The organism is Actinomyces sp. HMSC075C01 (assembly GCF_001812965.1).
GTDB classification, from domain to species: Bacteria; Actinomycetota; Actinomycetes; order Actinomycetales; family Actinomycetaceae; genus Actinomyces; species Actinomyces acetigenes.
Genome location: NZ_KV811023.1, coordinates 1 through 23,797 on the forward strand (window position 1 = coordinate 1; position 23,797 = coordinate 23,797).

At 68.4% G+C, this 23,797-nt stretch carries 20 protein-coding genes and 1 pseudogene; 6 read left to right on the forward strand and 15 right to left on the reverse strand.

Annotation, left to right across the window (positions count from 1 at the left end; genetic code table 11):
* The 4 genes and pseudogenes from HMPREF2883_RS10075 to HMPREF2883_RS10090 all read right to left on the reverse strand — a co-directional run.
* Positions 1–1,779, reverse strand: a pseudogene (locus HMPREF2883_RS10075) (13E12 repeat family protein); the annotation flags it as partial.
* Between the two features lie 477 nt (positions 1,780–2,256).
* A complete protein-coding gene (locus tag HMPREF2883_RS10080) occupies positions 2,257–3,060 on the reverse strand; it encodes a hypothetical protein (RefSeq protein WP_070661824.1) in 804 nt (267 codons plus the stop codon).
* Complete coding sequence (locus tag HMPREF2883_RS10085; protein ID WP_070661826.1) at positions 3,057–3,755, reverse strand: SatD family protein; 699 nt, start codon at positions 3,753–3,755, stop codon at positions 3,057–3,059. The genes HMPREF2883_RS10080 and HMPREF2883_RS10085 overlap by 4 nt, the downstream gene beginning before the upstream one ends.
* Positions 3,756–3,887: 132 nt before the next feature.
* Positions 3,888–4,535: a thymidine kinase gene (locus HMPREF2883_RS10090; protein WP_070661830.1), complete on the reverse strand. Its 648-nt coding sequence runs from the start codon at positions 4,533–4,535 to the stop codon at positions 3,888–3,890.
* Between the two features lie 147 nt (positions 4,536–4,682).
* Here HMPREF2883_RS10090 and HMPREF2883_RS10095 point away from each other — a divergent pair, with 147 nt between their 5' ends.
* Entirely contained in the window at positions 4,683–5,426 is a 744-nt protein-coding gene (locus tag HMPREF2883_RS10095; RefSeq protein ID WP_070661834.1) for a phosphatase PAP2 family protein, read from the forward strand.
* Here HMPREF2883_RS10095 and HMPREF2883_RS10100 read toward each other — a convergent pair.
* A complete protein-coding gene (locus HMPREF2883_RS10100) occupies positions 5,391–7,091 on the reverse strand; it encodes a DNA polymerase Y family protein (protein ID WP_070661836.1) in 1,701 nt (566 codons plus the stop codon). The two genes, HMPREF2883_RS10095 and HMPREF2883_RS10100, sit on opposite strands and share 36 nt — an antisense overlap.
* A complete protein-coding gene (locus HMPREF2883_RS10105; RefSeq protein ID WP_070661839.1) occupies positions 7,088–7,984 on the reverse strand; it encodes a hypothetical protein in 897 nt (298 codons plus the stop codon). Before HMPREF2883_RS10105 ends, HMPREF2883_RS10100 begins: the two co-directional genes overlap by 4 nt.
* Positions 7,985–8,217: 233 nt before the next feature.
* Here HMPREF2883_RS10105 and HMPREF2883_RS10110 point away from each other — a divergent pair, with 233 nt between their 5' ends.
* Positions 8,218–8,793, forward strand: coding sequence for a YbhB/YbcL family Raf kinase inhibitor-like protein (locus HMPREF2883_RS10110; RefSeq protein WP_070661842.1), 576 nt, complete (start codon positions 8,218–8,220; stop codon positions 8,791–8,793).
* Entirely contained in the window at positions 8,790–9,653 is an 864-nt protein-coding gene (locus HMPREF2883_RS10115) for an SDR family oxidoreductase (RefSeq protein WP_070661846.1), read from the forward strand. The genes HMPREF2883_RS10110 and HMPREF2883_RS10115 overlap by 4 nt, the downstream gene beginning before the upstream one ends.
* A gap of 24 nt (positions 9,654–9,677) precedes the next feature.
* Here HMPREF2883_RS10115 and HMPREF2883_RS10120 read toward each other — a convergent pair whose 3' ends face one another.
* The 4 genes from HMPREF2883_RS10120 to HMPREF2883_RS10135 are packed head-to-tail and all read right to left on the reverse strand — an operon-like array spanning position 9,678 to position 12,716.
* Positions 9,678–10,136, reverse strand: a complete 459-nt coding sequence (locus HMPREF2883_RS10120) for a tRNA (cytidine(34)-2'-O)-methyltransferase (RefSeq protein WP_070661849.1) — start codon at positions 10,134–10,136, stop codon at positions 9,678–9,680.
* 44 nt (positions 10,137–10,180) lie between these two features.
* Entirely contained in the window at positions 10,181–10,963 is a 783-nt protein-coding gene (locus tag HMPREF2883_RS10125) for an ABC transporter permease (protein WP_070661851.1), read from the reverse strand.
* Positions 10,963–11,703 (reverse strand): ABC transporter permease, encoded by a 741-nt coding sequence (locus HMPREF2883_RS10130; protein ID WP_256277431.1) that lies wholly within the window; start codon positions 11,701–11,703, stop codon positions 10,963–10,965. Before HMPREF2883_RS10130 ends, HMPREF2883_RS10125 begins: the two co-directional genes overlap by 1 nt.
* A gap of 14 nt (positions 11,704–11,717) precedes the next feature.
* The gene (locus HMPREF2883_RS10135) at positions 11,718–12,716 is read right to left on the reverse strand and encodes an ABC transporter ATP-binding protein (protein ID WP_070661859.1); all 999 of its coding nucleotides are present in this window, start codon (positions 12,714–12,716) and stop codon (positions 11,718–11,720) included.
* Positions 12,717–13,123: 407 nt separating this feature from the next.
* Here HMPREF2883_RS10135 and HMPREF2883_RS10140 point away from each other — a divergent pair, with 407 nt between their 5' ends.
* Both HMPREF2883_RS10140 and HMPREF2883_RS10145 read left to right on the forward strand, forming a co-directional pair.
* The gene (locus HMPREF2883_RS10140) at positions 13,124–13,777 is read left to right on the forward strand and encodes a GNAT family N-acetyltransferase (RefSeq protein WP_070661880.1); all 654 of its coding nucleotides are present in this window, start codon (positions 13,124–13,126) and stop codon (positions 13,775–13,777) included.
* Positions 13,778–13,783: 6 nt separating this feature from the next.
* Positions 13,784–14,377 (forward strand): YbaK/EbsC family protein, encoded by a 594-nt coding sequence (locus tag HMPREF2883_RS10145; protein WP_070661862.1) that lies wholly within the window; start codon positions 13,784–13,786, stop codon positions 14,375–14,377.
* A gap of 43 nt (positions 14,378–14,420) precedes the next feature.
* On the opposite strand, the gene HMPREF2883_RS10150 is transcribed toward HMPREF2883_RS10145, so the two are convergent.
* From HMPREF2883_RS10150 to HMPREF2883_RS10170, 5 genes are all read right to left on the reverse strand, one after another.
* Positions 14,421–15,872, reverse strand: coding sequence for a dihydrolipoyl dehydrogenase family protein (locus HMPREF2883_RS10150; RefSeq protein WP_070661864.1), 1,452 nt, complete (start codon positions 15,870–15,872; stop codon positions 14,421–14,423).
* A 202-nt stretch (positions 15,873–16,074) separates the two neighbouring features.
* Positions 16,075–16,656, reverse strand: a complete 582-nt coding sequence (locus HMPREF2883_RS10155) for a TetR/AcrR family transcriptional regulator (protein ID WP_070661867.1) — start codon at positions 16,654–16,656, stop codon at positions 16,075–16,077.
* A complete protein-coding gene (locus HMPREF2883_RS10160; RefSeq protein WP_256277432.1) occupies positions 16,638–17,558 on the reverse strand; it encodes an alpha/beta fold hydrolase in 921 nt (306 codons plus the stop codon). Before HMPREF2883_RS10160 ends, HMPREF2883_RS10155 begins: the two co-directional genes overlap by 19 nt.
* A gap of 145 nt (positions 17,559–17,703) precedes the next feature.
* A complete protein-coding gene (gene acnA, locus HMPREF2883_RS10165; protein WP_070661873.1) occupies positions 17,704–20,376 on the reverse strand; it encodes an aconitate hydratase AcnA in 2,673 nt (890 codons plus the stop codon).
* Between the two features lie 235 nt (positions 20,377–20,611).
* Positions 20,612–21,532: a hypothetical protein gene (locus tag HMPREF2883_RS10170; protein ID WP_256277433.1), complete on the reverse strand. Its 921-nt coding sequence runs from the start codon at positions 21,530–21,532 to the stop codon at positions 20,612–20,614.
* A gap of 553 nt (positions 21,533–22,085) precedes the next feature.
* Here HMPREF2883_RS10170 and HMPREF2883_RS10175 point away from each other — a divergent pair.
* Positions 22,086–23,797 (forward strand): DUF7926 domain-containing protein (locus HMPREF2883_RS10175; protein WP_256277434.1); only part of this gene is annotated, 1,712 nt, incomplete at its 3' end.

Sequence of the window (23,797 nt, forward strand, 5' to 3'; positions counted from 1 at the left end):
GTCAGCCAGGCCCGCCGGGGGACGGTAGCGGGTGCGGCCCATGTCGATCACGGTGCCGCTGGTCGGGTCGGTGATCAGGCGCTTCCAGGTCCCACCGGCGGCCAGGGCCCAGGCGGTCATGGCCGGCACCGCCGCGCTGCGCGCCCCGATGCGCACCTCCGTGACCTCAGCCGGCGAGGCGGACAACGAGGCGGAGGTCGAAGCGGAGGTCGAGGCGGCCGGCTGGGCGATGGGAGCGGTGGACAACGACGCGGCAGGCGAGGAGTCGTGAGCAGCCGAGCACGAGAAGGCGGGAGTGGTCGGGCCGGGTTCGGGTAGACTTACCCCACTAGAACTGGGCAGAGTCCTCCCGCTGGTGGCGGGGTCGCGGCCGCCGGGATCGTGTTCAGCCAGGGCGGGATCGGTGGGGTCTTCTATCTGGGCCAGGCCACCTGGGTCGGTCAGGCTGTTCAGGGGGACGGTGACCTGGACATCGACATGGACGTTCTCGGGGAGGGGAAGGTGTCCGGTGCCTGAGGGGGTCCACCACGGGCTAGTGGATCCCACCAGGGAGCTCAAGGTCCCCAGGAGCCCTTCCAGGGGCACCCCGTCAGGCAGTAACCGTGCTGGAGCAGCCGGCCCGGAGCCATTGGCCTCGGCCTGGGCCTTGCCGTGATGCTCGGCCTCCCTCAGGGCCGGCTGGGTGTAGGCGTCCTGCTGGCTGGTGCGTAGTGTGGACAGGGTCATCGCGGTGATGGCGTCGGCCCGCAGCTGGCCCAGGGTGCGCCTCTCGCCGGCGGCTCGGGCTGATGCGGCGATCGCGTCCAAGGTGGCGTCCAGCAGCAGGGCGTCCATGGTCGGCAGCAGCAGGCGGACCTGGGAGACGCCTTCACCGGCGGGCCTGGGACGCGACACACACCGACGCTCCTGGTTGGCCCGGGCCCGCTCGGCGTGTCCGGTGGGGTCTGTCTCCATCAGGGCCCGCTCAATGTCCCGCCCCACCTGGGACACGCTGCGCCTGGGCGCCTGAGGCAGCACCCGCTCCTGAACGGCCAGCGCCACCAGAGTGGGTACGCCTTCCAGACGGCGGGTCACCAGGGACGCCTTGGCCGCATCCAGCACCCCGCACCGCTCCATGGCCTCCGTGGGACCAAACCCGGTATCCATCAGGGCGCTGCCGTGATCCACGATCTGACCGGCCCGGCTCCTAGACAGGCCCAGGCGGGCTGAGAGCAGGCAGGTGGCATTGAACCTGCGCTCCTGGTAGCCCACTACCTCCGAGACCCGGCCGTCTGGGCCCCACTGGCCCGGGTGACTCGACAGCTCACCACAGGCGGTCAGGCACGCCGCCGCCAGGGACTGACCCCACGTAGCCCACGCCGCCAGGCGGTGGCAGGCCGCAGCCAGCTCCCCCAGACCCCGCGCCCCCAGACCAAGCAGCCCAGTAGCACCGGCCTCCTCCACGGACACGACCCGAAGCTCCTCAGCGCCGGCCACCAACGCCGCATCGTCCCCGCTGTCACCAGCGAACAAGCCCTCGCTATCAACACTGCCGGCACCGTCACCATCGCCGCCACCGTCGCTGTCGCCGTCGTGGTGGTTCTGGGCGGTAACCAGTAGGCGGGCCAGCAGCCCCTCCACCACGCCGGCCAGTGCTCCGCCAGCGGCCAAGGACCCCAGCAGGCCCGCCACGTCCTCAGCGCAGGTCGCAGCCCCCGCCGACGCGTCCTGGGCAGGTGCGCTCAGCATCCCGGCCGCACCATCGGCCGGGACATGAGGAAGCACACCACTTTCGAACATATGTACAGTATAGCCCGACCCTCCGCCACCCGCACGCCGGGGCGACCATCCACAATCCCCGGCACAGCAACGAAAACCCGGGGCGCCGACCTTCCTGGCCGCAGGTGCGCAGAAACCGGGCGACACTCGCAGCCAGGCCTCACACCCACACCCCAACCCACCCAAGCCGAAGCAAACACCCCGAACCCGCCCACCTGAACCGGCCAACCGGCTTGTGTAAGCCGGTCCGGGAAGCCTGGTCCGGGTGGGCTAGTTCAGGGATACGGGTTCGAGAGAGCCAGGTGCGGGGATACGGGTTCGGGCGGCCGGTTCAGGTGAGCAGGTGCGGGTGAGCCAGTTCAGGGAAACGGGTTCGAGACGTTCAGCTCGGGTGATCCGGTTCGCGGCGTTCGGTTCGGACGGCCCGCCCCCGCCCCGCTAAACCAGCTCGCCCGAACCCGCTCACCCGACCCCACCTCCACCCCGACGTGACGCGACTCAGGCGAGGTGAATAGTTACAGCACCCAAGACCGCCAGGATCCAGGAGGCGAAGGAGCCGATGAGGAACTCCTCAGCCTTCTGCCCCGCCTTATCCTGACTGATCTCGGGAAATCGAATCACGCCCTTGGCAGCAACAATTGCGGCAATAGCAGCAGACGCCTCAACGGAGGCAAGCAGGAGAATGAGGATTCGCTCAAGCGGACCTATCCAGCGACCGCCGCGCATCGATCCCTCCATCTCATCCTGCTTTCCGCTCTCCTGCGAGGGCACGCAACCAGCAACAACTTCCCCATTCCCCTGCGTGGAGTGGCGCGCAACAGCAAGAATGTCGGCGACGACTCGATTGGCGGGAACAGCCAGAAGGACAACGACTCCGACGACGGCGCTCATCTTGGCGGCCCGAGACCCAAGCGGCTGAGACACGACGACGCAGAGCGCCACGGCGAGGAATAACAGCCCCGCGCAGGCAAGACGGATAAGCGGTTCCAGCTGATCCGCACCGGCCTCAGAGGCTCCCTGTCCCACCCGCTCCCGCTGGCGGACTCTCAACGACTTCTCCCACCAGGTCCGTGAAACCAGGCCACAGCACAGCCACGCAGTGGCTACCAAGATGATGACGACAACGCCTCCCGCCCCAAGATGAAGAACAGGCCACCCGACCAGGACACCAAGAGCAACCACTGCGGATACTCCCACCAGCAGCCTCGCCCCGACGGGCATCCGGGACCACCTCCCACTCACCCGGTCGGAGCCATCAACCACGGAGGCGGAGGCAAGCAGAAGAAGGAGCAGGGCCGTCATTCTCCTTCACCTCCCCCACTCAACCCGTCAAGAAGCTTTTGAACCTCCAGCAAGGAGGCTCCGGCACTGCGAGCGAATTCAGAGACGGCTTGCTGACTCACCTTCTCCTGACGGGCGATCTCAATCTGGGTCACCCCCATGAGGAGTCCGGCCATGATGCGGCGCTGACGGGGCTGAAAGCGGAATATCGCCTGGTCACGCAGGATAAGGACGGAGTTGACGAACCTCTCATGCTCGCCCCGCTCCCCCCCGGATCCGCTAACCGCATCCGGATGGATGCGCAGCCAGGTGTGAATGAAGGACCTCCCCTCGTCCTGGAGATGGTGCGCCTTCTCGATGGCCTCGCGTGCGGCCCACCATGCCGAGCCGTCCTGGATCAGACGCACCGACGCGCCGTCCGCACTACTTCCCGCCCCGCCCTCAATCTCGGAGATCGTTCCGGCGCCGATACCGAAGCGCAAGCCCAAGCCTTCAGGCAGGAGGAGGTGCGTGCGCAAAGTGAGGGCGAGTGCGTCGGAGAGGATCGCCGAGACCGCCTGCAGCTCATCGCCGACCGTGGCGTACGGGCGTTGCGTCAGCGCCAGCCCTTCAGCGGCTCGGTCCAGAGTCTCGTGGATGACGCGCTGAGCACGCCTGCGATCAGGGAGCTCGCGCGAGCGGATGATGTCTGCGATAAGTGCGTAGGAGACATTCACAGTTTCACGATAATGCTTGTAATACCCAAAATACAAGGAACATCTCGGAGCAGGGGCTGACCCCTCGCTCCAACCGTCCCCCTCGGTCAGCCTTGTACTCCCGCCGACACAAGCTCAGTCCCGGAGCACGACTCACCGGCCGGGAAGCCTCCCACCGGCGGCGAGGTAGCACTGGCCACACAGCGACTCGTACGTGACGTCCCCGGAGTCGATGGCCACCTGATCGCCGTCGAAGACGAAGGACTCCCCCACCTTGCGGGCATTGAAGATGGCCTTGCGTCCGCAGCGGCAGATGGTCTTGAGCTCCTCCAGGGAGTGGGCGATCTCCAGCAGCCTGCGCGACCCGGGAAAGCTGACTGTGCGGAAGTCAGTGCGGATCCCGTAGGCCAGGACAGGCACGTCATCGACCAGCGCGATCTCCATGAGCTGATCCACCTGAAGAGCCGTGAGGAACTGAGCCTCATCGACGAGCACGCAGTCAAGAACCTCACGCAAGGGCGCCGCCTCCCGCAGTGCACCGCCCTCGTCGCGGGCGAGCCGCGCACCGCTCAGGGCCCGCCGGTGCACCAGGGCGCGCAGGTCATCGTCGGTGTCGACGAGGAGGTCGACGCGGCGCGACACCCCGAGCCGGGAGACCACTGAGTCCTCACCCCTGGTGTCGACCACCGCCTTGAGGAGCAAGACACGTTGATCGCGCTCCTCGTAGTTGTAGGCGGTCTGGAGCAGCCCCGTGGACTTGCCGGAGTTCATGGCACCGTAGCGGAAGTAGAGCTTGGCCACGCGGGTCCTCCTGAGCCGGATCGAATCACTCGGGCCGGATGCTACCCGCCGAGCGCCCTGAGCGCGGACAAGACGTGACGACGCCGCTCAGCCTCCCCATGGCGCGCGCATAGCCTCATCCAGACCAGCACGGATAGCCTCCCCCTCATGCTCTCACTCGACCACCTGCCTCACACCTGGCGCACCAGGCAAGCGGGCACGCTGGCCGCGACCGCCGTCATCACGCTGTCGCTGTTCTCCTGGCTGGCTCTGACCACGAGCTCCGGGACGGGGCTGGCGCCTCACGACCAGAGCGTCACCACCTGGGCCGTGGATGAGCGCCACCCGGCTCTGACCGTCATCATGCAGGTGTCCACTGCCCTGGGCTCCACCGTGGGACTGACGATCCTGACCGCGACCTGTGCCGTCCTCCTCTTCATACGAGGCAGCCGCGTACGCGCACTGGTCCTGAGCCTCACGATGGTCAGTTCCAGCCTGTTGACGGTGGCGCTCAAAGAGATCTTCAGACGCACGCGCCCCTCGACCGACACCCTTCTGGGCGCCCCCGCCTCGACCACCTCCTTCCCCTCGGGGCACTCCTTCAACACGGCCGTCTTCGCCGGCCTGCTAGCGGGGATGGTTCTGGCATCCACTGCGGCGGCCCTGTACCGGATCTTGGCGATCATGGCGGCGGCGGGGGCGACTCTGCTGGTAGGAACCTCCCGTATCTACCTGGGCTACCACTGGATGACCGACGTCCTGGCCGGCTGGTCCCTGGGGCTGGCCTGGCTGTGCCTGGTGACGCTGGCTCTTCTGTGGCTGAAGGGACGACGGCGCACAGCTCCGCCTTCTGCGGTTGCGCCATCGGACAGCTCCTCAGGAGTAGAGGGCATCGAGCCACCACTGGCCTGATCGCACCAGCAGGCGGGGCGGCCCGACGTCGGTGACCACCTGGAGGTAGGCGCGACGCGAAGGCCCGCACGCGGTCCACCAGCCCTCGTCGACCGGCCAGGGCCCGGCCCACAGGAGCACGGACTCCATCTGGGAGGAAGTCCCCACAGCACCCTCATCAACACCACCTGAGCCGTCACCGACGCTGAGGAAGCCGGGGACGCCGTCGAGCTGACCGTGGATGTCGACGCCGAGCTCTCTCCCCTGAAGATCGGTGAGGCGCGCGGGGACCGGCCGGAGCAGGACGACGGAGGGTGAGGGCTCGGGCAGAGAGCCGCTCCAGGGCGCCGGTTCATCACCCGTGGACTCACCAACACCTTCGCTCTCCCCCCAGGGGATCAGGCGCACCCGCGAGCGCGGGTCGCGCCCGGGAACAACTCGGGGAACCTGGATGCTTCCGGCTCCGAGGAGGGACTCCACGCGCTCGGCGGCACGGCGTGCGCGCGCCTGGGCCTGGTGGCCCGGCGCTTGCCACAGTCCTGCCTGGGAGGTCGCGGCCGGGCTCGGCTCGAGGGCTGTCAGGCTCAGGTGGGTCAGGCCGGAGGAGGGTGGGCGCCCGGAGCGTCCGGAGAGCCATCCCTCGAGCTGCCAGCGCACGCGGTCGGTGAGCTCGGTGGGGGTGGGGGTGGCCTCCAGCATCCAAGTCCGAGACAGGTCAGTGCCGTCCTCGCAGCGGGCGGCAACGCAGAGGCGTCCGGCGGAGAGTCCTGCGGACAGGAGGCGGGCCGCCAGGTTCTCGGCGAGGTGCCGGGCGGCGAAGGCCGCGGTGTCCGCGCGCTCGACGGGAGGGTCGAGCTCGGAGGCGACGGTGATGTCCTGGGCCGGCCGGGGCATGGCGGGGGCCTCGTGGTGGGTGCCTGCGGCCAGGTGGTGGAGCCTGCCCCCCAGGGGGCCGAAGCGGACGGTGACGTCTTTTCGTGGCAGGGCCGCCAGGTCCGCCAAGGTGCGTAGGCCGAGTCGGGCGAAGGTCTCCAGCAGGGGGCGCGCGTCGCGCCTCAGGCGGCTGAGGGGCAGGCAGGTCAGGAGTGCCCCCAGGGGCCAGGGGGCGAGGAACTCCGGGGTCCGGCCAGGTTCGACGATGATTCCTTGGCGGGCGGCCAGGACGGCTCCGGACAGGGAGTCGGCGATGCCGACCTGGCACTCGACGTCGGCCTCCTGGGTGACGGTCTCCACGAGGGCTGAGGCGAGGGGTTCTTCTCCGCCGATCCAGGCGGCGGGTCCTCTGACGCCGGACAGGGCCAGTCCGGGGCGGGCCACCATGGGGTCCGCCAGGAGGGAGGTGAGGGCCTCCATGACGGTTTCGAAGGCTCGGGCCTGGCGCTCCTCCTGGGGAGGCAGAACGGTGAGCTCGGGGCACAGGGAGCGGGCGGTGCGCAGTCGCATGCCGGCGGTGATGCCGGCGCGTCGGGCCGGGGCTGAGGCGGCGAGGACTCCGCGAGCGCCGACGACGGCGACGGGCTCGGTGGCCGGGTCCGGCAGATGAGGGGCTCCTTGGCGCGCTCGGGGGTGTCGGCGCTGCTGGCGGGCCTCCATGGTGAGGGCGACGACGGGCCAGTCGGGGACCCAGATGGCCACGAGCCTGGAGGCGGGCGGGCCGGGCGGCGGGGTCGGTGGTGGCGGGTTCATCCGGCTGCCTCCTGTGGGGTGGGGGCCGAGTCGACGGCGTTGTGGGAGCCTGTGCGCAGTCCTTCGGCGGACAGTGAGAGCGTGAGGTCTTCGGTAGCGGCGAGCTGTGGGCGCTGCGGGTCGGTCAGGGTCCAGGTGAGGCGTCGCAGGTAGCCTGCCGGCATCTCGATGGCTCGCACTGGGGCGGGTGAGGTACCTCGCCCGATGGGGATGACGACGCCGTCGGTGGAGGGCTCTGCGGGGGCCTCCACCGGGTCCTGGGCGGGAGGCGTGTCCTTGGTTCCGGCGTCAGGGGCCAAGGGGGCGGCTTGGAGGATGCGGGCGTCTTCCCAGCGGGCGGGGGTCAGGATGAGGTGGCCGCGTTCGCGCGCTCGGGACAGCAGGCGTCTGCGGTGCTGGGGGCGCAGCCCTTCGGCGACGGTGGCGCCGATGAGGAGGGTGTCGACGCCGTCGAGCAGGGTGGAGGTGACCGTCAGGATGGAGGTGTCGTCGAGGAGGGGCGCTGGAACGGTGAGGACCCGGTTGAGGTCGAGGCCGATCTCGGTGGCTGCGCACCAGCCCAGCTCGTCTCCCCCGATGATGCCGCACCAGCCGGTGGCGCCCTGGCGCAGGGCGAGGGCGGCCAGGAGGAGGGTAGTGGATCCGTGGAGGGTGAGGACGCCGGAGTCCTGCCAGGCCGAGAGCGCCGTGGGGAATGCGGGGGATGCGGCTGGAGGCGAATCGGCTGATGCGCTCAGCAGGGCGCTGGTTGACGCCGAGGACAGGGCGCGCTGCACCGTCAGGGCTGCCGAGTCGCGCAGTCCGGTACGTTCCTCGGCCAGTCTCAGGGCGAGGCGGGCCCGGTTGAGGCGGTTCTGGGCCTCCGCTGGCGCGCGCGTGGTCGAGGTTCCCATGACACCCCCTCTCTGTACGTATGTTCGATGGGCGGGTTTCAGGATAGCGCTGCGCTGCGACATCAATCGGGGGCGTAGGCAACAAGAGGGTCTCAGGGTCCTGCGCGACGAGCCCACGGAGCTCCCCCACAGGATTTCCACAGGGACGGGTCTGTGCAGGGGCGTCTACAGTTGGGGCTGTGCCCTCATGGAAGGCCACCTTCCCTATCCATCACCTGCCTGGAGGTACACCTATGACAGCCGACCTCACTCGCCCTCGCCCGCCGGCCCCTACCGGCCTCCTGCCCTCGGTTCCCTCCTTCACGCTGACCTCTGCGGACCTGACCGAGCAGGGGCGGATCCCGGACATCTTCACCGGCATCCATGACAACATCTCCCCCGCCTTGAGCTGGTCGGGTTTTCCCGAGCAGACACAGTCCTTCGTCGTGTCCTGCTTCGACCCGGATGCTCCGACCATGTCGGGCTGGTGGCACTGGACCATCGTGGATCTGGACGCCTCGGTCACCTCGCTGGAGCGGGGTGCGGGGGCCAGCGACCTTCAGCTCGACGGTGCCGCCTTCCACCTGGCCGGGGACTCGGGCGACCATGCCTGGTTCGGCCCCTACCCGCCGGCGGGCGACGGCGACCACCGCTACGTCTTCACCGTCTCCGCCCTGGACGTGGACACTCTGGGGCTGGATGACGAGGCAAGTCCCGCCATGGCGGCCTTCACCCTGGTGCCGCACTGCATCGCTCGGGCCACGCTCACCGCCACCTACTCCGTGCCCGGGGAGCCCGGGGCCGCCGCCTTCCTCAGGGACGGCCAGTGAGCCCACAGATCGCCCAGGTCGACGCCTCGTCCTCCAAGGCGGGCCGGCGTCGCCGTCAGGGGGAGTCCGTCCCCTTCACCCCCGCCCATGGTTTCACGCGCGCCGGTTCCGGCCGTCACCAGCGCCGCCCCATCGCCCTGATCACCGGGGCGACCTCCGGGATCGGACTGGCTGTGGCCAGGGACCTGGCCCGGGACCACAACCTCATCCTCCTGGCCCGCTCCGTCAATGACCTGGAGGAGCTGGCGCTCGCACTGGAGGAGGAGTCCCAGACGGCCGTTCTCATCTGCCCGGTCGACCTGACCGACGACACGGCCCTGGCCAGGCTGGTCAGCCGGATCGATATCGAGAGCCTCGACGTGCTGGTGCACAGCGCCGGCATGGAGGCACCCGGCACCGTTGACAAGATCACGCCCACGCGCTGGCGGGCGGTTCTGAACCTCAACCTGGTGGCGACGGCGTACCTGACAAGCCTGCTGCTGCCGGCGCTGCGGGAGGCGCGTGGGTTGACGGTGTTCATCAACTCCGGTGCCGGAGTGAACCCACGTTCGGGCAATGCCCTCTACTCCGCCTCCAAGGCGGGGCTGAAGTCCCTGGCTGACACGCTGCGCCAGGAGGAGGCGGGCAAGGTGCGGGTCACCTCGATCTACCCGGGTCGGGTGGACACCCCCATGCAGGAGCGTCTGCACGCCTTCAATGCAGCGCGCCTGCGCACCGAGGGGATCATGGCCACCCCCGCATACCGGGCTGCGGACCATATGGCGCCGCAGTCGGTGGCCGCGGCCGTGCGCCTGGCCGTCAACACCCCGATGGACGCGGTCGTGGAGGACCTGGCGATCCGCCCCGCCGGGATGCTCTGAAGCGGCGGGGCCTGGGATAGGATCTCAGGCTCCGCCGGCGAAGTCCAGGGACCGCCAGGCCTCGTACAGGCCGATGGCGGCGGAGTTGGCCAGGTTGAGGGAGCGGTTGCCCTCCACCATGGGGATGCGCAAGTGGGCGCTCACCCGCGGGTGGTTGAGGATCTCCTGGGGCAGGCCGGTGGGCTCGGGGCCGAACAGGAGGGCGTCGTCGCCGCGCCAGTCGACCTGAGTGTAGAGACGCTCGGTGTGGGAGGTGAAGGCGAAGATGCGTCCAGGGACCTGCTCGAGGCACTCCTGCCAGGTGGCGTGGACGCGCGTGTTGGCCAGGTCGTGGTAGTCCAGGCCGGCACGGCGCAGCTTGGCATCGTCCATGTCGAACAGAGGATCCACGAGGTGGAGCATGGCACCGGTATTGGCGCTCAGGCGGATCGCCGCCCCAGTGTTGCCCGGGATGCGCGGCTCGAAGAAGATGACGTGCAGCACGGGGACAATGAGACCACATGCCGAGGGAGACCTCCTCCTCAGACTCAGATGGTGTCGGTGCGTTGGCCCTGACGGAGTCGGGTGACGGCACGACGGGTGACGGCCAGCCCGATCCCGGCCCATACGGCGGCGACCGCGAGGTCGCGGCCCAGCAAGGCCGGAACGGCGGCTGCCGGTGCGTCCAGGACTGTCACGGTGCCGCTGAGCGGAACCAGGTGGGCCAGAGCCTGCAACCAGATAGGGCACTGCTCGAGCGGCACGATGACGCCGGTCAGCAGCGGCAGGAACGTGGCGATGATCGTGGCACCCAGATAGGGATCGGGCAGATTGACTCCGACACCAGCGGCCATGATCCCCATGAGCAGCCCGCACACGATGGTCGGCGCTGCCAGTGTGATGACACGCCCCAGCGCTCCAACGTCGTGCAGCGGTGAGAGCGCGAAGACGACGCCGATCGCAACGATGGCGGTCGAGGCGGCCAGGAGCGCCGGCACGACGGCGACGGACAGCCAGTAGGCGACGTCGAGGCGCCTGCGGGTATGGACCTCCTGGAAGACGCCCAGCATCCGGTCCGTGGCCACGGTACCCACCACTCCGGAGGCCACCGAGACAGCCAGTGCCACCAGGGCCGCTGCGTATCCGGTGCGCACCAGGTCTGGCGCGGAGAGGTCCGAGCCCATGAGGACATCGAAGAGTACGTCCAGCAGCGGCAGCACCAGCAGCGTGACCACGGCCGTGCCCAGGGTCGCGAAGGCCGTCGACGAGGCCCACGAGACACGCACCCCTGAGGAGAACCGGTGGGCGAAGGCCAGAGCCCGGGCGCGCATCAGACCACCTCCAGGGTGCCGGTCCGTGTCGCCAGCCGCAGCGCCCGCCGGCCGAGGAAGGCGGCAAGCCCCAGCCACGCGGCTGTGCACACCAGCCAAGCGCCCAGCACCACTGCCGACGTCGCCCGGCCCAGCAGCAGCTCGAAGGGCACCGACAACGGCAGGAACCGATTCGCCACAGCCAGCCAGACAGGCGGCGTCGTCGAGGTGAACACGATGCCTGAGACCACGAGCACCGGCACCAGCAGCAGCCCCTCGTACTGAATCGCGTTGGGGGTGAGCACGAACAGCGCCGCGATGACCAGACTCAGGGCAAGGCAGCCGACCAGCAGCATGACGGCGCCCAGGGCCAGGCGCACCCAGACCTCCCACCCCGGGCCCGTGAAGGACACCGACGCCGACAGCAGCGCCCACGCGCACCACGCCACCGGGAAGGCCGCCAGCCCGAAGGACGCCGCCGCGCACACCACGGCCGCCAGCGACCGCAGCGCCCCCACCGGAGCCATGACCAGATGGACGAGCGTGCCCTTGTGCCGTTCAAAACCGATGATCCCCGCCGCGCAGGTCGTCGTCGTCCACATCCCGACGACGCCCCCGCGCACCCAGCCCTGCGTCGGGGCGATCCCACCCCAGGCCGAGGCCGCCAAGAACTGCACCAGCGTGGTGGCAGTCGTGGCCATGACCATGAGCTGGATGAAGTAGGGCACCGAAACGAACTGGCGGACGTGAAAAGCCGTCATCCTCAGCTGACGCCTCATCGGGCGAGCCTGTCGGACAGGGCCAGATAGGCCTCCTCCAGGGACGCCGGCCGCGTCACCAGGTCCGACGGCGCACCCGCACCGGCCTTGCCTAGGACCTGGCGGACCCGCTCGTCGGTATCGGTGGTGCCAGTGGCCTCCCCGGCCCAGTAGACCGTCACCGCCCACCGGGCCGAGGAGGCACGCTGCTCCACCGTCGCCCGTGGCCCCAGGCAACCTCGAAGCGCCTCGACGGCCTGACCGTGGCGGGCCGGTAACGTGAAGGTCGTAGTGGCACTCACCCCGGCGAAGGCAGACACATCACCGACACCGCCGCGCACGACGATCCGGCCCGCCCCGATCACCGAGATGATGTCAGCCAGCTCCTCGACCTCCGGCATCGAGTGCGAGGTCAGCAGCACCCCGGTTCCCCGCTGCGCCAGCTCACGCACCAAGTCGCGCACCTGCAGCGCCACGTCCGGGTCCAGGCCGGTGGTGGGCTCATCCAGCAGCAGAAGAGCCGGTGACCCGAGCAGCGCCCGGGCAAGGTGCAGACGCTGAAGCATTCCGCGCGAGAACTCGCTTGCCTTTCGGGACGCCGCCTCGGCCAGCCCCACCCGCTCTAGGGCGTCCATGACCGCGCTGCGTCGCCGTCGGGCGTCGAGGCCCTGAATATCGGCGAAGAACAGCAGGTTGTCGCGTGCCGTAGCCCGCGGGTAGAACCCCAGCTCACCACCCAGGACCAGGCCCAGCCGGGACCTGGCCCGCTCCGGATGGCGCACCGCGTCGATGCCATCGACCCAGACCTCACCCGACGTCGGAGCCAGCAGCGTGGCGCACATCCGCACCGTCGTCGTCTTACCGGCGCCATTGGGTCCCAGCAGACCATGGATCTGTCCCGTCCCGACATCCAGGGACACGTCCTCCACGGCGACGAAGGTTTTGTCCTTTTTCCTGAAGGAGCGAACCAGGTGGGAGGCACGCAGCAGCAACAGATCCTCATTAAACAACGCCATAGATTCCCTCCACACCCAAAGGATCACCTTAAAGAACTTCAGTCGCTCTCAGCCTTATCCTCTGCCCCTCACTTAAAACGACACGCAGCTATAGCTTCACGAACCATTTTCATGGCACCTAAAGATCGGATTCGCCGCAATCGTCAGAGCACCTCTCATCCGCCATCAATCACAGCATCGTACTCTTCAGTCAAGTACATCACGTAACAATACTCGGCCAAGGTAATCGCCCAACGATCCCCCGACCTGCACGATGTCCTGGACGGGCTCAGACGTGACGGTGAGCCCTGCGTGTGAGCCGACGGCCCCCTGGCCCGCACCGGCAGGGTCGCGGCCCGCTCCAGAAATAGGACCACATGCTGAGGCATCCCGACGACGTCCGTGCTCCTGCTGTCATGATCGACACCATGAGCACCACTGAGTCGCATGTCCCTTCCCCCGTCCTCACTTGTGGCGTACTGGCCGGCGGCATCGTGCGTCTGGAGCCGCTGACACCCGAGCACGTGCCGGGACTGCAGCTGGCCGCCGAGGGGGCTGCGACCAGCCCCTTCGCCACGGTGCCGACACCGGGGACGGTCGGGGACTACGTGGCTCGTAGCCTGGCCCGTCGGGACACGGGCACCTACGCACCGTTCGCCCAGGTGGAGCTCGCCACCGGCCGCGTCGTCGGGCATACCGCCTACCTGACGCCCCGGTGGATGCCGGACGGGCGGCTCTTCGCCGTCGAGGTCGGCTCCTCTTGGCTCTCCCCCACTGTTCGCGGCACCGCCATCAACCCGGCCGCCAAGCTCCTGCTGCTCACGCAGGCTTTTGAGGAGTGGGGCGTGGACCGCGTGGACATCAAGACCGATGCACGTAACCAGGTGGCTCGCGGCGCGATCGCGGCCCTGGGGGCGACCTTCGAGGGGGTCCTGCACGCCTGGCAGCCCTCCCTGGCACCCGGCGAGGAGGGGCGCCCGCGCGACACGGCCATGTTCTCCATCACCCCGCAGCAGTGGCCCGGGGTCAGGACCCGTCTGGTGGAGCGCATCGAGAGGCGCTCGACGTCGTCGAAAGGATGAGAAGGAATGACTGAGCTGCGTGATCCGGCTGAGGTCTTCGCCGCGGAGATCGGCTGGCAGCCGGCGCTGGAGCGTACCGACCTGCTCGCTGAGCCCGTGGCCGCCGCGCTGCGGGCGCTGGAGGCTGCCTCGCCCGAGGGCGCGGGCCTGGCGCGTCAGGCGCAGGTGGTGCCCATTAACCCGTCCCACTCCGACACCGACGCCCTCAACGCGCACTACTCCCTGGATCCTGAGGCGACCGGGAACTGCGTGCTCGTGGCCGGTAAGCGCACCGGCCAGGAGCGCATCGCCGCCTGCGTCGTGCGTGCCACCGACTTCGCCGACGTCAACCACGTCGTCAAGAAGCGCATTGACGTACGCAAGGCCTCGTTCCTGCCGGTGGAGCGGGCCGTGGAGATGAGTGGCATGGAGTACGGCGGGATCACCCCGGTCGGCCTGCCCGAGGACTGGCGCCTCTTCATCGACGGCGCCGTGGCGGACCGGGCCACGGTGCTCATCGGCTCGGGCGTGCGCCACTCCAAGCTCCTGGTGCCCGGGGCGCTGCTGGTGGCGCTGCCGGGGGCCGAGCGCGTCGAGAACCTGGGGGTACGCCCCGCCTGAGCGGGTCTGTCTCACCGTTCAGGCGGGGCCAGTCCTCGGGCTCTCAGCCCAGGGAGTCCAGGACGATGTTGAGTCCCTCGCTCATGGTGGGGTGGGTGATGACGGCGTCGCGCACCTGCTGCCACGTCATGTCGCCCAGCATCGCCATCTGGATGCTGGTGACGACCTCGCTGGCCTCGGCGCCGATGATGGCGGCCCCCAGGATGAGGTCGGTGCGGGCGTCGATGATGACCTTGAAGAAGCCCTCGGTGTGGCCCAGGGTCTTGGCACGCGGCACGGCCGCCGTCGGGGTCTTGGCGACGCGCACCTCGTAGCCGGCCTCGCGGGCCTCGGCCTCGCTCATGCCCACGTGCCCGAGCTCGGGCGTGGTGAAGACGGCCCACGGGATGAGGCGCCCGGTGGTGGAGGCCTCCCTGCCGGCGAAGAGGTCACGCAGGACGCGGAAGTCGTTCCAGGAGGCGTGGGTGAACTGGGGCGTTCCGGCCACGTCACCGGCGGCGTAGACGTTCTCGGCGGTGGTGCGCAGGTGGTCGTCGACGCGCACGAAGCCGCGCTCGGTCAGCTCCACGCCCGCGGCCTCCAGGCCGAGGCCGGCGGTGACGGGGGTGCGTCCCAGGGCGACGAGCAGGTGGGATCCGCTCACCTCGTGACCGTCGGCGGTGGTGACGACGACGCCCTTCCCGTCGGCCGCGGCGGCGACCTTCGAGGCGCGCGCTCCGGCCAGGACCGTGACTCCCAGGGCCTCCAGGCCGGCGGTCACCTCAGCGGCGACGTCCTCGTCCTCGCGGTCCAGGATGTGCTCCCCGGCGTGGACGATGGTGACCGGGACACCGAGGAGCCCCATGAGGGAGGCCATCTCGACACCGATGACGCCGCCGCCCAGGACCACGAGACCGGTGGGCAGCTCGGGCAGGGTGAGCAGGTCCTCGCTGGTCCAGTAGCGCACGTCGGCCAGGCCCTCGATCGGGGGGACCGACGGCGTGGTGCCGGTGTTGATGAGGACCTTGGCGCCGCGAACGCGTCGCAGGCCGCCGTCGTTCAGGGCGATCTCGACGGTGCGTTCCCCCACGAAGCGGGCGGTGCCCTTGACGAAGTCCATGCCGGAGGCGGGGAACATCTTCTCGTGGGCGGCCACCATGCCGCCCACGACGGTCTCCTTGCGGGCACGGAAGGCGGCCAGCTCGATGCGGGCCTGGGCCAGGGCGTCGGCGCCGCCGTCCTGCTCGGGCAGGGTGACGCCGTAGGCCTGCGAGCCCTGGACCTCATGGAGGGCGCGGGCGGCGGAGATGAGGGTCTTGGTGGGGATGCAGGCGACGTTGATGCAGGTGCCGCCCACCTTGTCCCGCTCCACCATGACGACCTTGTCGCCGGCCTTGGCGCGCAGCATCGCCAGGGACTTGCCGGCCTTGCCGCCTCCGACGACGAGAAGGTCGACCTCCTCGACCGGAACGTCTGTCTGGTTGGTGGCGTCGCTGTTGACGGTGGACTGGGTCATGGGTGCGCATCTCCTTCGGCGGTCGCCGCTCGGCATGATCTGAACGCCAGGGCAACGGGAAGCGAAGGGCCGCTATTCCGGGGCGACTGCGCAAGGTCTCAGTGGATCACCGACAGCAGCCGGGAAGGCCTCACGCAGCTCTCCCCTCCCAACCGGTCATTGGGGCGACTTATCCTTTCGTCCTCACTGATACCTGGCAGCCCTACTGCTCGCCGAGAGCAACCAGGGCTGCATCCAGAGAGTCAACGAGCGTGGCAAAACTCACGTCAATGGGGGCATTCATGGCGAAGCCACCGTGGACCTCGATATCCACGAAGCCATGGAGTGACGCCCGGGTCATTCGCACAGCGTCGATGATCCGATCCTCGGGGATGCGGTAGCCGCCCAGCGCCGCGGTGACGATGGCAACCGTGCGTTGAGCCGCTGATGACCGTAGCGGACTCAGGCTTCCGTCCGAGGCCTCGGCGGGGACCTGGGTCATCGGATAGAGCCCGGGGTGCGCATGAGCGAAGCCTCGATAGGCGTCGGCAAGGGCTCGCAGGGCATCAGGCCCGGCCAACCCCATGACGGAGGCCGCCAGACGGTCGGCGAGCTCGTTCACCGCCCGCACGGAGACTCCTCGGACCAGGTCGCTCATACCGGAGACATGCTTGTACAGGCTCGGCGGCGCGACTCCCAGATCGGCAGCCAGCCGGCTCAGGGACAGTTCCTCAAGGCCGTGCTCGTCAACGATCTGCGCGGCTCGTTCCACCACGCGTTCGGCGCTCAGTCCTGCTCGTGGCATCGTGCGCTCCTCACCTCTCCCCCCGCCGGCCTTGCCTCAGCATTGCCGGCGACCATACGCCGGGCGAAGTCGACCACCTGTGGCCCAACGAGGCCGGATCGTTCCAGCATCGGGGCGTGCCCCGCACCGGGAACGATGACAACCTCTCCCCCACCTCCACCAACAGCGCTTGCTACCCAGGCGGCCTCGGCCACGGGGTCCCTCCAGTCCGGATCGTCCTGCCCCATGACCACGAGAGCGGGACAGTCCACCTTGTCCAGCCACGGGGAGACAACGCGGTGATCAGTACGAGTCGTCGCCCAGAAGGCGCGCCAGCGCCCCGGACGGCACAGCAGGCCCGTCAGACGCGTGGCCCGCTGCTGGGCATCAGGTAGACCGGGCCACAATCTGGCGGAGTAGCTGTTCCACACAGCAGGCCCCCAAGGGCGCATCAAAGCAGCCCCAAGCATGGTGCGCTGCACGAGCATCCGGACTCGACTCTGCGGCCCACGCAGGAAGGGGCAGACGAGGACGAGCCCACACACCAGGTCAGGGCGACGCCCGGCGGCGATCACTGCAGCGGCTCCGGACATGGAGGCACCCACAAGGATGGCGGGACCGGCGTCGAGAACCTCAATCAGGGCGATGAGGTCGGCTGCGGTGGCCTCATCGCCGTAGGCGGTGAAGGTCGCCGAGCTGTCCCCGTGACCACGCAGATCCGCAGTGACGACACGAAACCCCGCCTCGTTCAGGGACTGCGCCAGCGGCGCGTAGACGTCCCGCACGTCCCCCATGGCCGGCGAGCACACAACAAGCCGCCGACCACTCGGTACATCCGATCCATCACTTGTACCGACAGGCTCGTGCACCTCGTAAGCGATGGTGCCGCCCGGCACCTCAAGTTGGCTAATACTCATAGCCATCAAGTTACCGAGAATAACCTCTGGGGGCAAGCAGCCCTTCCAGACCTGCTCTCAGACCAAGGAGGCTCTCGCCATCGTGCCCATCAACAACAACGCGGGGCAATCGCTGATCTGCGATCGCCCCGCGTCGTCAACGCGTGAGGTTTCAGGAGCTGGCGAGCTGGCGCAGCACGTACTGCAGGATGCCGCCGTGGCGGAAGTAGTCGGCCTCGCCGGGGGTGTCGATGCGTACGACGGCGTCGAAGGAGACCTCCGAGCCGTCGGCCTTCTGCGCCGTGACCGCGACGGTGCGCGGGGTGGTGCCCTCGTTGAGCGCGGTCAGGCCCGTGATGGAGAAGGTCTCAGTGCCGTCCAGGCCGAGCGACTCGGCGCTCTGTCCGGCCGGGAACTGGAGCGGGACCACGCCCATGCCGATGAGGTTGGAGCGGTGGATGCGCTCAAAGGACTCGGCGATGACGGCCTTGACGCCCAGCAGGGCCGTGCCCTTGGCCGCCCAGTCGCGTGAGGAGCCCGAGCCGTACTCCTTGCCGCCCAGGACCACCAGCGGGATGCCTGCGGCCTGATAGGCCTGGGAGGCGTCGAAGATCGACTCCTGCTCGCCGGTGAGGAAGTTGCGGGTGTAGCCGCCCTCGACGTCGTCGAGCAGCCGGTTGCGCAGGCGGATGTTGGCGAAGGTGCCGCGGATCATGACCTCGTGGTTGCCGCGGCGCGAGCCGTAGGAGTTGAAGTCCGCGCGGGCCACGCCGTGCTCGGCCAGGTAGCGCCCGGCCGGGGAGTCGGCCTTGATGGCACCGGCCGGGGAGATGTGGTCGGTGGTCACCGAGTCTCCCAGCAGGGCGAGTACCCGGGCGTCCTCGATGTCGGTGACCGGGGTGAGCTCCATGGACAGGCCCTCGAAGAAGGGGGCCTTGCGCACGTAGGTGGACTCCTCGTCCCAGGCGAAGGTGTCCCCCTCGGGGGTGTCCAGGCCCTGCCAGCGCTCGTCACCGGCGAAGACGTCGGCGTAGTCGCGCGTGTACATCTCGCGGTCGATGGTGGCGTCGATGACGGCCTGGACCTCGGTGGGGTCGGGCCAGATGTCTGACAGGAAGACGTCGCGACCCTCGGGGTCCTGGCCCAGCGGCTCGGTGGCGAAGTCGATGTCCATGGTCCCGGCTAGGGCGTAGGCGATGACCAGGGGCGGGGAGGCCAGGTAGTTCATCTTGACGTCGGGGTTGATGCGCCCCTCGAAGTTGCGGTTGCCCGAGAGCACCGAGACGACGGCGAGGTCGGCGTCGTTGACCGCCTGGGAGACCTCGGCCGGCAGGGGTCCGGAGTTGCCGATGCAGGTGGTGCAGCCGTAGCCGACGACGTTGAAGCCCAGCTCGTTGAGGGCGGGCCACAGCCCGGCCTTCTCGTAGTAGTCGGTGACGACCTGGCTGCCCGGAGCGGTGGAGGTCTTCACCCAGGGCTTGGAGCGCAGGCCCCGGGCGACGGCGTTACGGGCCAGCAGCCCGGCGGCCATCATCACCGAGGGGTTGGAGGTGTTGGTGCACGAGGTGATCGAGGCGATGGCGACGTGCCCGTGGTCGAGCTCGGTGGCGGTGCCGTCGGCCAGGGTCACCGGCGTCGGCTTGGAGGGCTGGGAGGCGTAGGTGGGCAGGACCTCCTGGAAGGACTCCTTGGCCCGTGACAGGACGATGCGGTCCTGGGGGCGCTTGGGGCCGGCGATCGAGGGCACCACGGTGGACAGGTCCAGCTCGAGGTACTCGGAGTAGACGGGCTCGCGGGACGGATCGTGCCACATGCCCTGGGCCTTGGTGTAGGCCTCCACGAGGCGCACGCGCTCCTCGGAGCGGCCGGTCAGGCGCAGGTAGTCCAGGGTGACCTCGTCGATCGGGAAGATTGCGGCGGTGGAGCCGAACTCGGGGCTCATGTTGCCGATGGTGGCGCGGTTGGCCAGCGGCACCTCGGCGACGCCCTCGCCGTAGAACTCGACGAACTTGCCCACCACGCCGTGGGCGCGCAGCATCTCGGTGATGGTCAGGACCACGTCGGTGGCGGTGGCGCCGGCGGGGATGGCACCGGAGAGCTTGAAGCCCACGACCTTGGGGATGAGCATGGAGACGGGCTGGCCCAGCATGGCGGCCTCGGCCTCGATGCCGCCCACGCCCCAGCCCAGGACACCCAGGCCGTTGACCATGGTGGTGTGGGAGTCGGTGCCCACGCAGGTGTCGGGGTAGGCCCGGGTGACGCCGTCGGCCTCGTGGGTGAAGACGATGCGGGCCAGGTACTCGATGTTGACCTGGTGGACGATGCCGGTGCCCGGCGGGACGACGCGGAAGTTGGACAGCGCCCCCTGCCCCCAGCGCAGGAACTGGTAGCGCTCGGCGTTGCGCTCATACTCGCGCTCCTTGTTGCGCTCCAGGGATCCGGGCAGGCCGAAGGAGTCGATCTGCACGGAGTGGTCGATGACCATCTCGGCGGGGTTGAGGGGGTTGATGACCTCGGGGTCACCACCGAGGTCGGCGACCGCCTCGCGCATGGTGGCGAGGTCCACGATGCAGGGCACACCCGTGAAGTCCTGCATGACGACACGGGCCGGGGTGAACTGGATCTCCGTGTCGGGCTCAGCGACCGGATCCCAGGCGGCCAGGGCGCGCACGTGGTCAGCGGTGATGTTGGCGCCGTCCTCGGTGCGCAGCAGGTTCTCGGCCAGCACCTTGAGGCTGTAGGGCAGACGCTCCATGCCGGGGACGGCGTCGAGGCGGTAGATCTCGTAACCGCGGCCGTCCACGTCGAGGATGGAGCGGGAGTGGAAGGTGTCGAGGCTTGTCAACGTCGTTCCTGTTCTGCACAAGGGGACGGGCCGCCAAGCGCCCGCAGGGTGCGGGAGCCGGCCTGCCCGATCAGGCCGCGACACACGCTAGACGACGCTCCGTCATCCCGCGTCAACATGCCGCAAGGCCTGAAGGATCCCCGGCAGGGCACCGATCGCGCTGCCGGGCCCGCCGCGGGGGCGGAGCCGAATAACGTGCGGTCACCGGCACCTATCGTCGGCAGGGGCTCCGCCCTCACGCAGGGCCGGGCCTCCAGTGCGCCAGATGCAGCGCACCGGAATCATCCAGGTCCATGACCCAAAAGGAGGACCCCTGCTCTCCCAGGGCGGAGTCGACGGCCACGACCGCGCCCGGGTGGGCCTCCAACGGAACCGACCACAGCTCCTCGCCGGAGGTGTGCTCCTCCCGGTAGCCCGCGTCGTTCATTCCCTCCTGCGGCGTGAACGCACGGACCGCGACCGCCGTCCCGTCGTCGTCGACCACTACCTGCATCCTCCTGCCGGCCTCGGTGTCGACGACGACGAAAACCCCTTCCCGGGGCCCGATGCGTCGGACGTCCACCAGCACCAGGTTGTACTCGCCGCTGTCCAGGTCGTAGCGGTCCGACAGCCCGATGGAAACCTCGTTGTCCTCGTAGTCGAGCGTCAGTGACGCCGCACCCGGGTCGTCGATGCCGGTGCGCCACCTCTCCGAGCAGCCATGGGACTCCAGGCAGACGAGCTCACTTCTGCCACCGTAGCCGGGCACGACGGTCACGACGACACCCTCACCGGCCACCAGGTTGACCGCCCGGGACACCGCCTCGGGCACTCTCCTGACCTCGCCGGTCCCCAGATTCACAGCACCCGCATTGGTCCACACCAGTCCACACGACACGCCCCCGGCGACCAACCCCTGAGAAGCCTCCAACGCCACCGACCAACGCACCCGCCCATCGGCACGCTCAAGCGCGCACACCCCCGCCCCCGCCTGAACCACCACACAGTTGTCATCCTCATGCACCAGCTTGGGCATCTCCGCAAAATCCTGGCGGGATGAGCCGAGCCCCTCAGGACCGTCGTAGTCGACGTAGTCCCCGCTCAAGGAACCGGTGAACCGCAGCCTCGTGTCCGTCCGCCAGCTCGCCGCCACCGTCTCCCACAGACGACCGTCCACGTCATCACGATCATTGCGAATCCTGGTCTCAGCCCGCGGATCCCGCCCCGGCCGAGGACAGGCGCCACCACCATCCCGGCGGAGCACCACGCCGGCACCGCCGAGCGCGACCAGCCCCGCAAGCACACGACGACTCACCACCATGGAACTCATGGCGTCACGATGAACGCAGAACCGTACCGCGGTCCATGGAGATATCTCCCCGGCGACCGGACCGCGCTCAGGCCTGCTCGACCTCCTGGACACGGCGACGCCCGGTACGCACGCACAATCATCCGGTCAACGAATATACCAATACGGCAACACAATGGTTACAAAACGTAATTTGCGCATCCGCCATTAAGGTTCACCCCATAGTATCTCGGCGGATTCCTGTATTTCCCCACAACACAGGAATGTCACCCCATGAAGATGGAGATAACGAATGCACCTACAGCACCTCTCTGTGCATCGCAAGTACGTGGCGACTCTGCTCGCCGGCGTACTGCTGGTCGCACTGGGTAGCTTTGTCGCGCTATTAGCACCTCATGCGAGCGCGAACCAGAATACCGGAGTGAAGGTCTCCTTCAGTCCTCTCATCCTCGCAGACAAGGATGGAACGGAATTTCCGGGCAAGCCTGCGCATCTCGAGGACCCGGTTCGCATGAAGTTCGCCTGGGACGCCTCTGACGCGAATCCGCAGCCGGACGAGTCCTTCAGCATCGGCCTTCCGGCGGAGTACCGGTTCCGTGAGATCGGTCGACACGACGATCTTGTTCTCGGGAACGGCACCAAGGTGGGCGACTGCGTCACGACCACCGAGACCCTCACCTGCACCTTCAACGCCGCGATAAGCGCAGCCTCCGAGCTCAAGGGATCGGGCAACCAGATGATCGTGGCCCAGAAGGTGACCCAGGACAACAAGACCACCTTCGACGCCAACGGCACTGAGGTCGAGGTCTTCCACCCCAACAACGAGCGGATTCTACCGATCGCCTGGGTTGAGAAGGACCTTGGCAAGTACGCCAACTCCCTCAAGCGCGAGTCCAACAGTCTGACCTGGCACATCCAGTTCAGTGGTGCAACCATCGCCAAGCACCTGAATGCGGAGGAGGGTAGCGTCAACACCGTCACCTTCAACGACGTCTCCGGGGGCGGGCAGAAGCTCAACTCGGATCTCGGCTCCTGGTACGTGCGGGTCAACCCCGAGGAGTTCGGCGGTGGCGCCGACGGCTACTTCGACGTCGCCAAGGCCGATGGCACAGCCATGAACACCGACCACGGGAAGTTCACCCTGAAGCCGACCATCGGCGCCGACGGGACCACTGCGTCCATCACCCTGTCCCGTACGGACGGCAACTTCGCCAAGAACGCGAACTACGAGATCGTCTACCAGTCCCTGGCCGAGAGCGGCAAGATCGTCCCGGGCAAGGTCTACACCAACAGCGCCACCCTGAACGGCGGTAAGAACACCACGGTGTCCGCACAGATGGCCTACAAGGACCCGATCTCCTACGACGTGCAGCTGACTCAGGGCTTCGGATCCTTCGGGGTCAAGAAGTACGTCACCGGCGCTCACCAGAACGACGTCCCTGCGGACACCAAGATCCGTGTGAACGTCGCCTACGAGCTCCCCAACGGTACGACTGAGGCGGACTACCCGACCTGGTCCAAGAAGCCGGCGTCGAACCCCTACACCGTCGAGGTGGCCGCGGGCCAGCAGCAGGCCGGGGACACCCTGCGCGAGTTCCCCAAGGGCACCAAGATCACGCTGACAGAGGACACATCCGCCGCGGCCCTTCCTGAGGCCCTTGGCTGGGGAGGCAAGACCTTCTCCGTCAACGGTAGTGAGACGCCGGACACCGCGACGTTCTCGGTCGATTCCTCCGTGCAGGCTGTGGGCCTGTACAACGAGGTCATTCAGAAGACCGGTTCCTTCTCCGTCGTGAAGAAGGTCGAGGGAAGCAACAAGGGCGCTTTCTCCAAAGAGACGTTCCAGATCACCTACGCGTGTGAGAACGGCTCCAAGGGGACCCTTGACGTGAAGGGCGACGGCACGCCTGTCGATGGCCCGTCGGTACCGGTGGGTACCACATGCGACGTCACCGAGAAGGAAAAGCAGGCTGACGGCGGCGCTGAGCGCGAGGGTTACACAGTCGACACCAAGATCGACAACGGAACCTTCACGATCAAGGAGGGTGCTTCCAGCGCCACCCTTGTCACGGTGACCAACACCTACACGGAGGTCCCGAAGCCCACGCCGACGCCCACTCCCACCGAGGAGCC

Coding starts and splice junctions, on each gene's coding strand:
- HMPREF2883_RS10145 (WP_070661862.1), top strand. CDS start 13,784: ATGACTGAGCTGCGTGATCCGGCTGAGGTCTTCGCCGCGGAGATCGGC.
- HMPREF2883_RS10125 (WP_070661851.1), bottom strand. CDS start 10,963: ATGCGCGCCCGGGCTCTGGCCTTCGCCCACCGGTTCTCCTCAGGGGTG.
- HMPREF2883_RS10130 (WP_256277431.1), bottom strand. CDS start 11,703: ATGACGGCTTTTCACGTCCGCCAGTTCGTTTCGGTGCCCTACTTCATC.
- HMPREF2883_RS10100 (WP_070661836.1), bottom strand. CDS start 7,091: ATGAACCCGCCACCACCGACCCCGCCGCCCGGCCCGCCCGCCTCCAGG.
- HMPREF2883_RS10150 (WP_070661864.1), bottom strand. CDS start 15,872: ATGACCCAGTCCACCGTCAACAGCGACGCCACCAACCAGACAGACGTT.
- HMPREF2883_RS10080 (WP_070661824.1), bottom strand. CDS start 3,060: ATGACGGCCCTGCTCCTTCTTCTGCTTGCCTCCGCCTCCGTGGTTGAT.
- HMPREF2883_RS10135 (WP_070661859.1), bottom strand. CDS start 12,716: ATGGCGTTGTTTAATGAGGATCTGTTGCTGCTGCGTGCCTCCCACCTG.
- HMPREF2883_RS10110 (WP_070661842.1), top strand. CDS start 8,218: ATGACAGCCGACCTCACTCGCCCTCGCCCGCCGGCCCCTACCGGCCTC.
- HMPREF2883_RS10155 (WP_070661867.1), bottom strand. CDS start 16,656: ATGCCACGAGCAGGACTGAGCGCCGAACGCGTGGTGGAACGAGCCGCG.
- HMPREF2883_RS10095 (WP_070661834.1), top strand. CDS start 4,683: ATGCTCTCACTCGACCACCTGCCTCACACCTGGCGCACCAGGCAAGCG.
- HMPREF2883_RS10160 (WP_256277432.1), bottom strand. CDS start 17,558: ATGGCTATGAGTATTAGCCAACTTGAGGTGCCGGGCGGCACCATCGCT.
- HMPREF2883_RS10140 (WP_070661880.1), top strand. CDS start 13,124: ATGAGCACCACTGAGTCGCATGTCCCTTCCCCCGTCCTCACTTGTGGC.
- HMPREF2883_RS10105 (WP_070661839.1), bottom strand. CDS start 7,984: ATGGGAACCTCGACCACGCGCGCGCCAGCGGAGGCCCAGAACCGCCTC.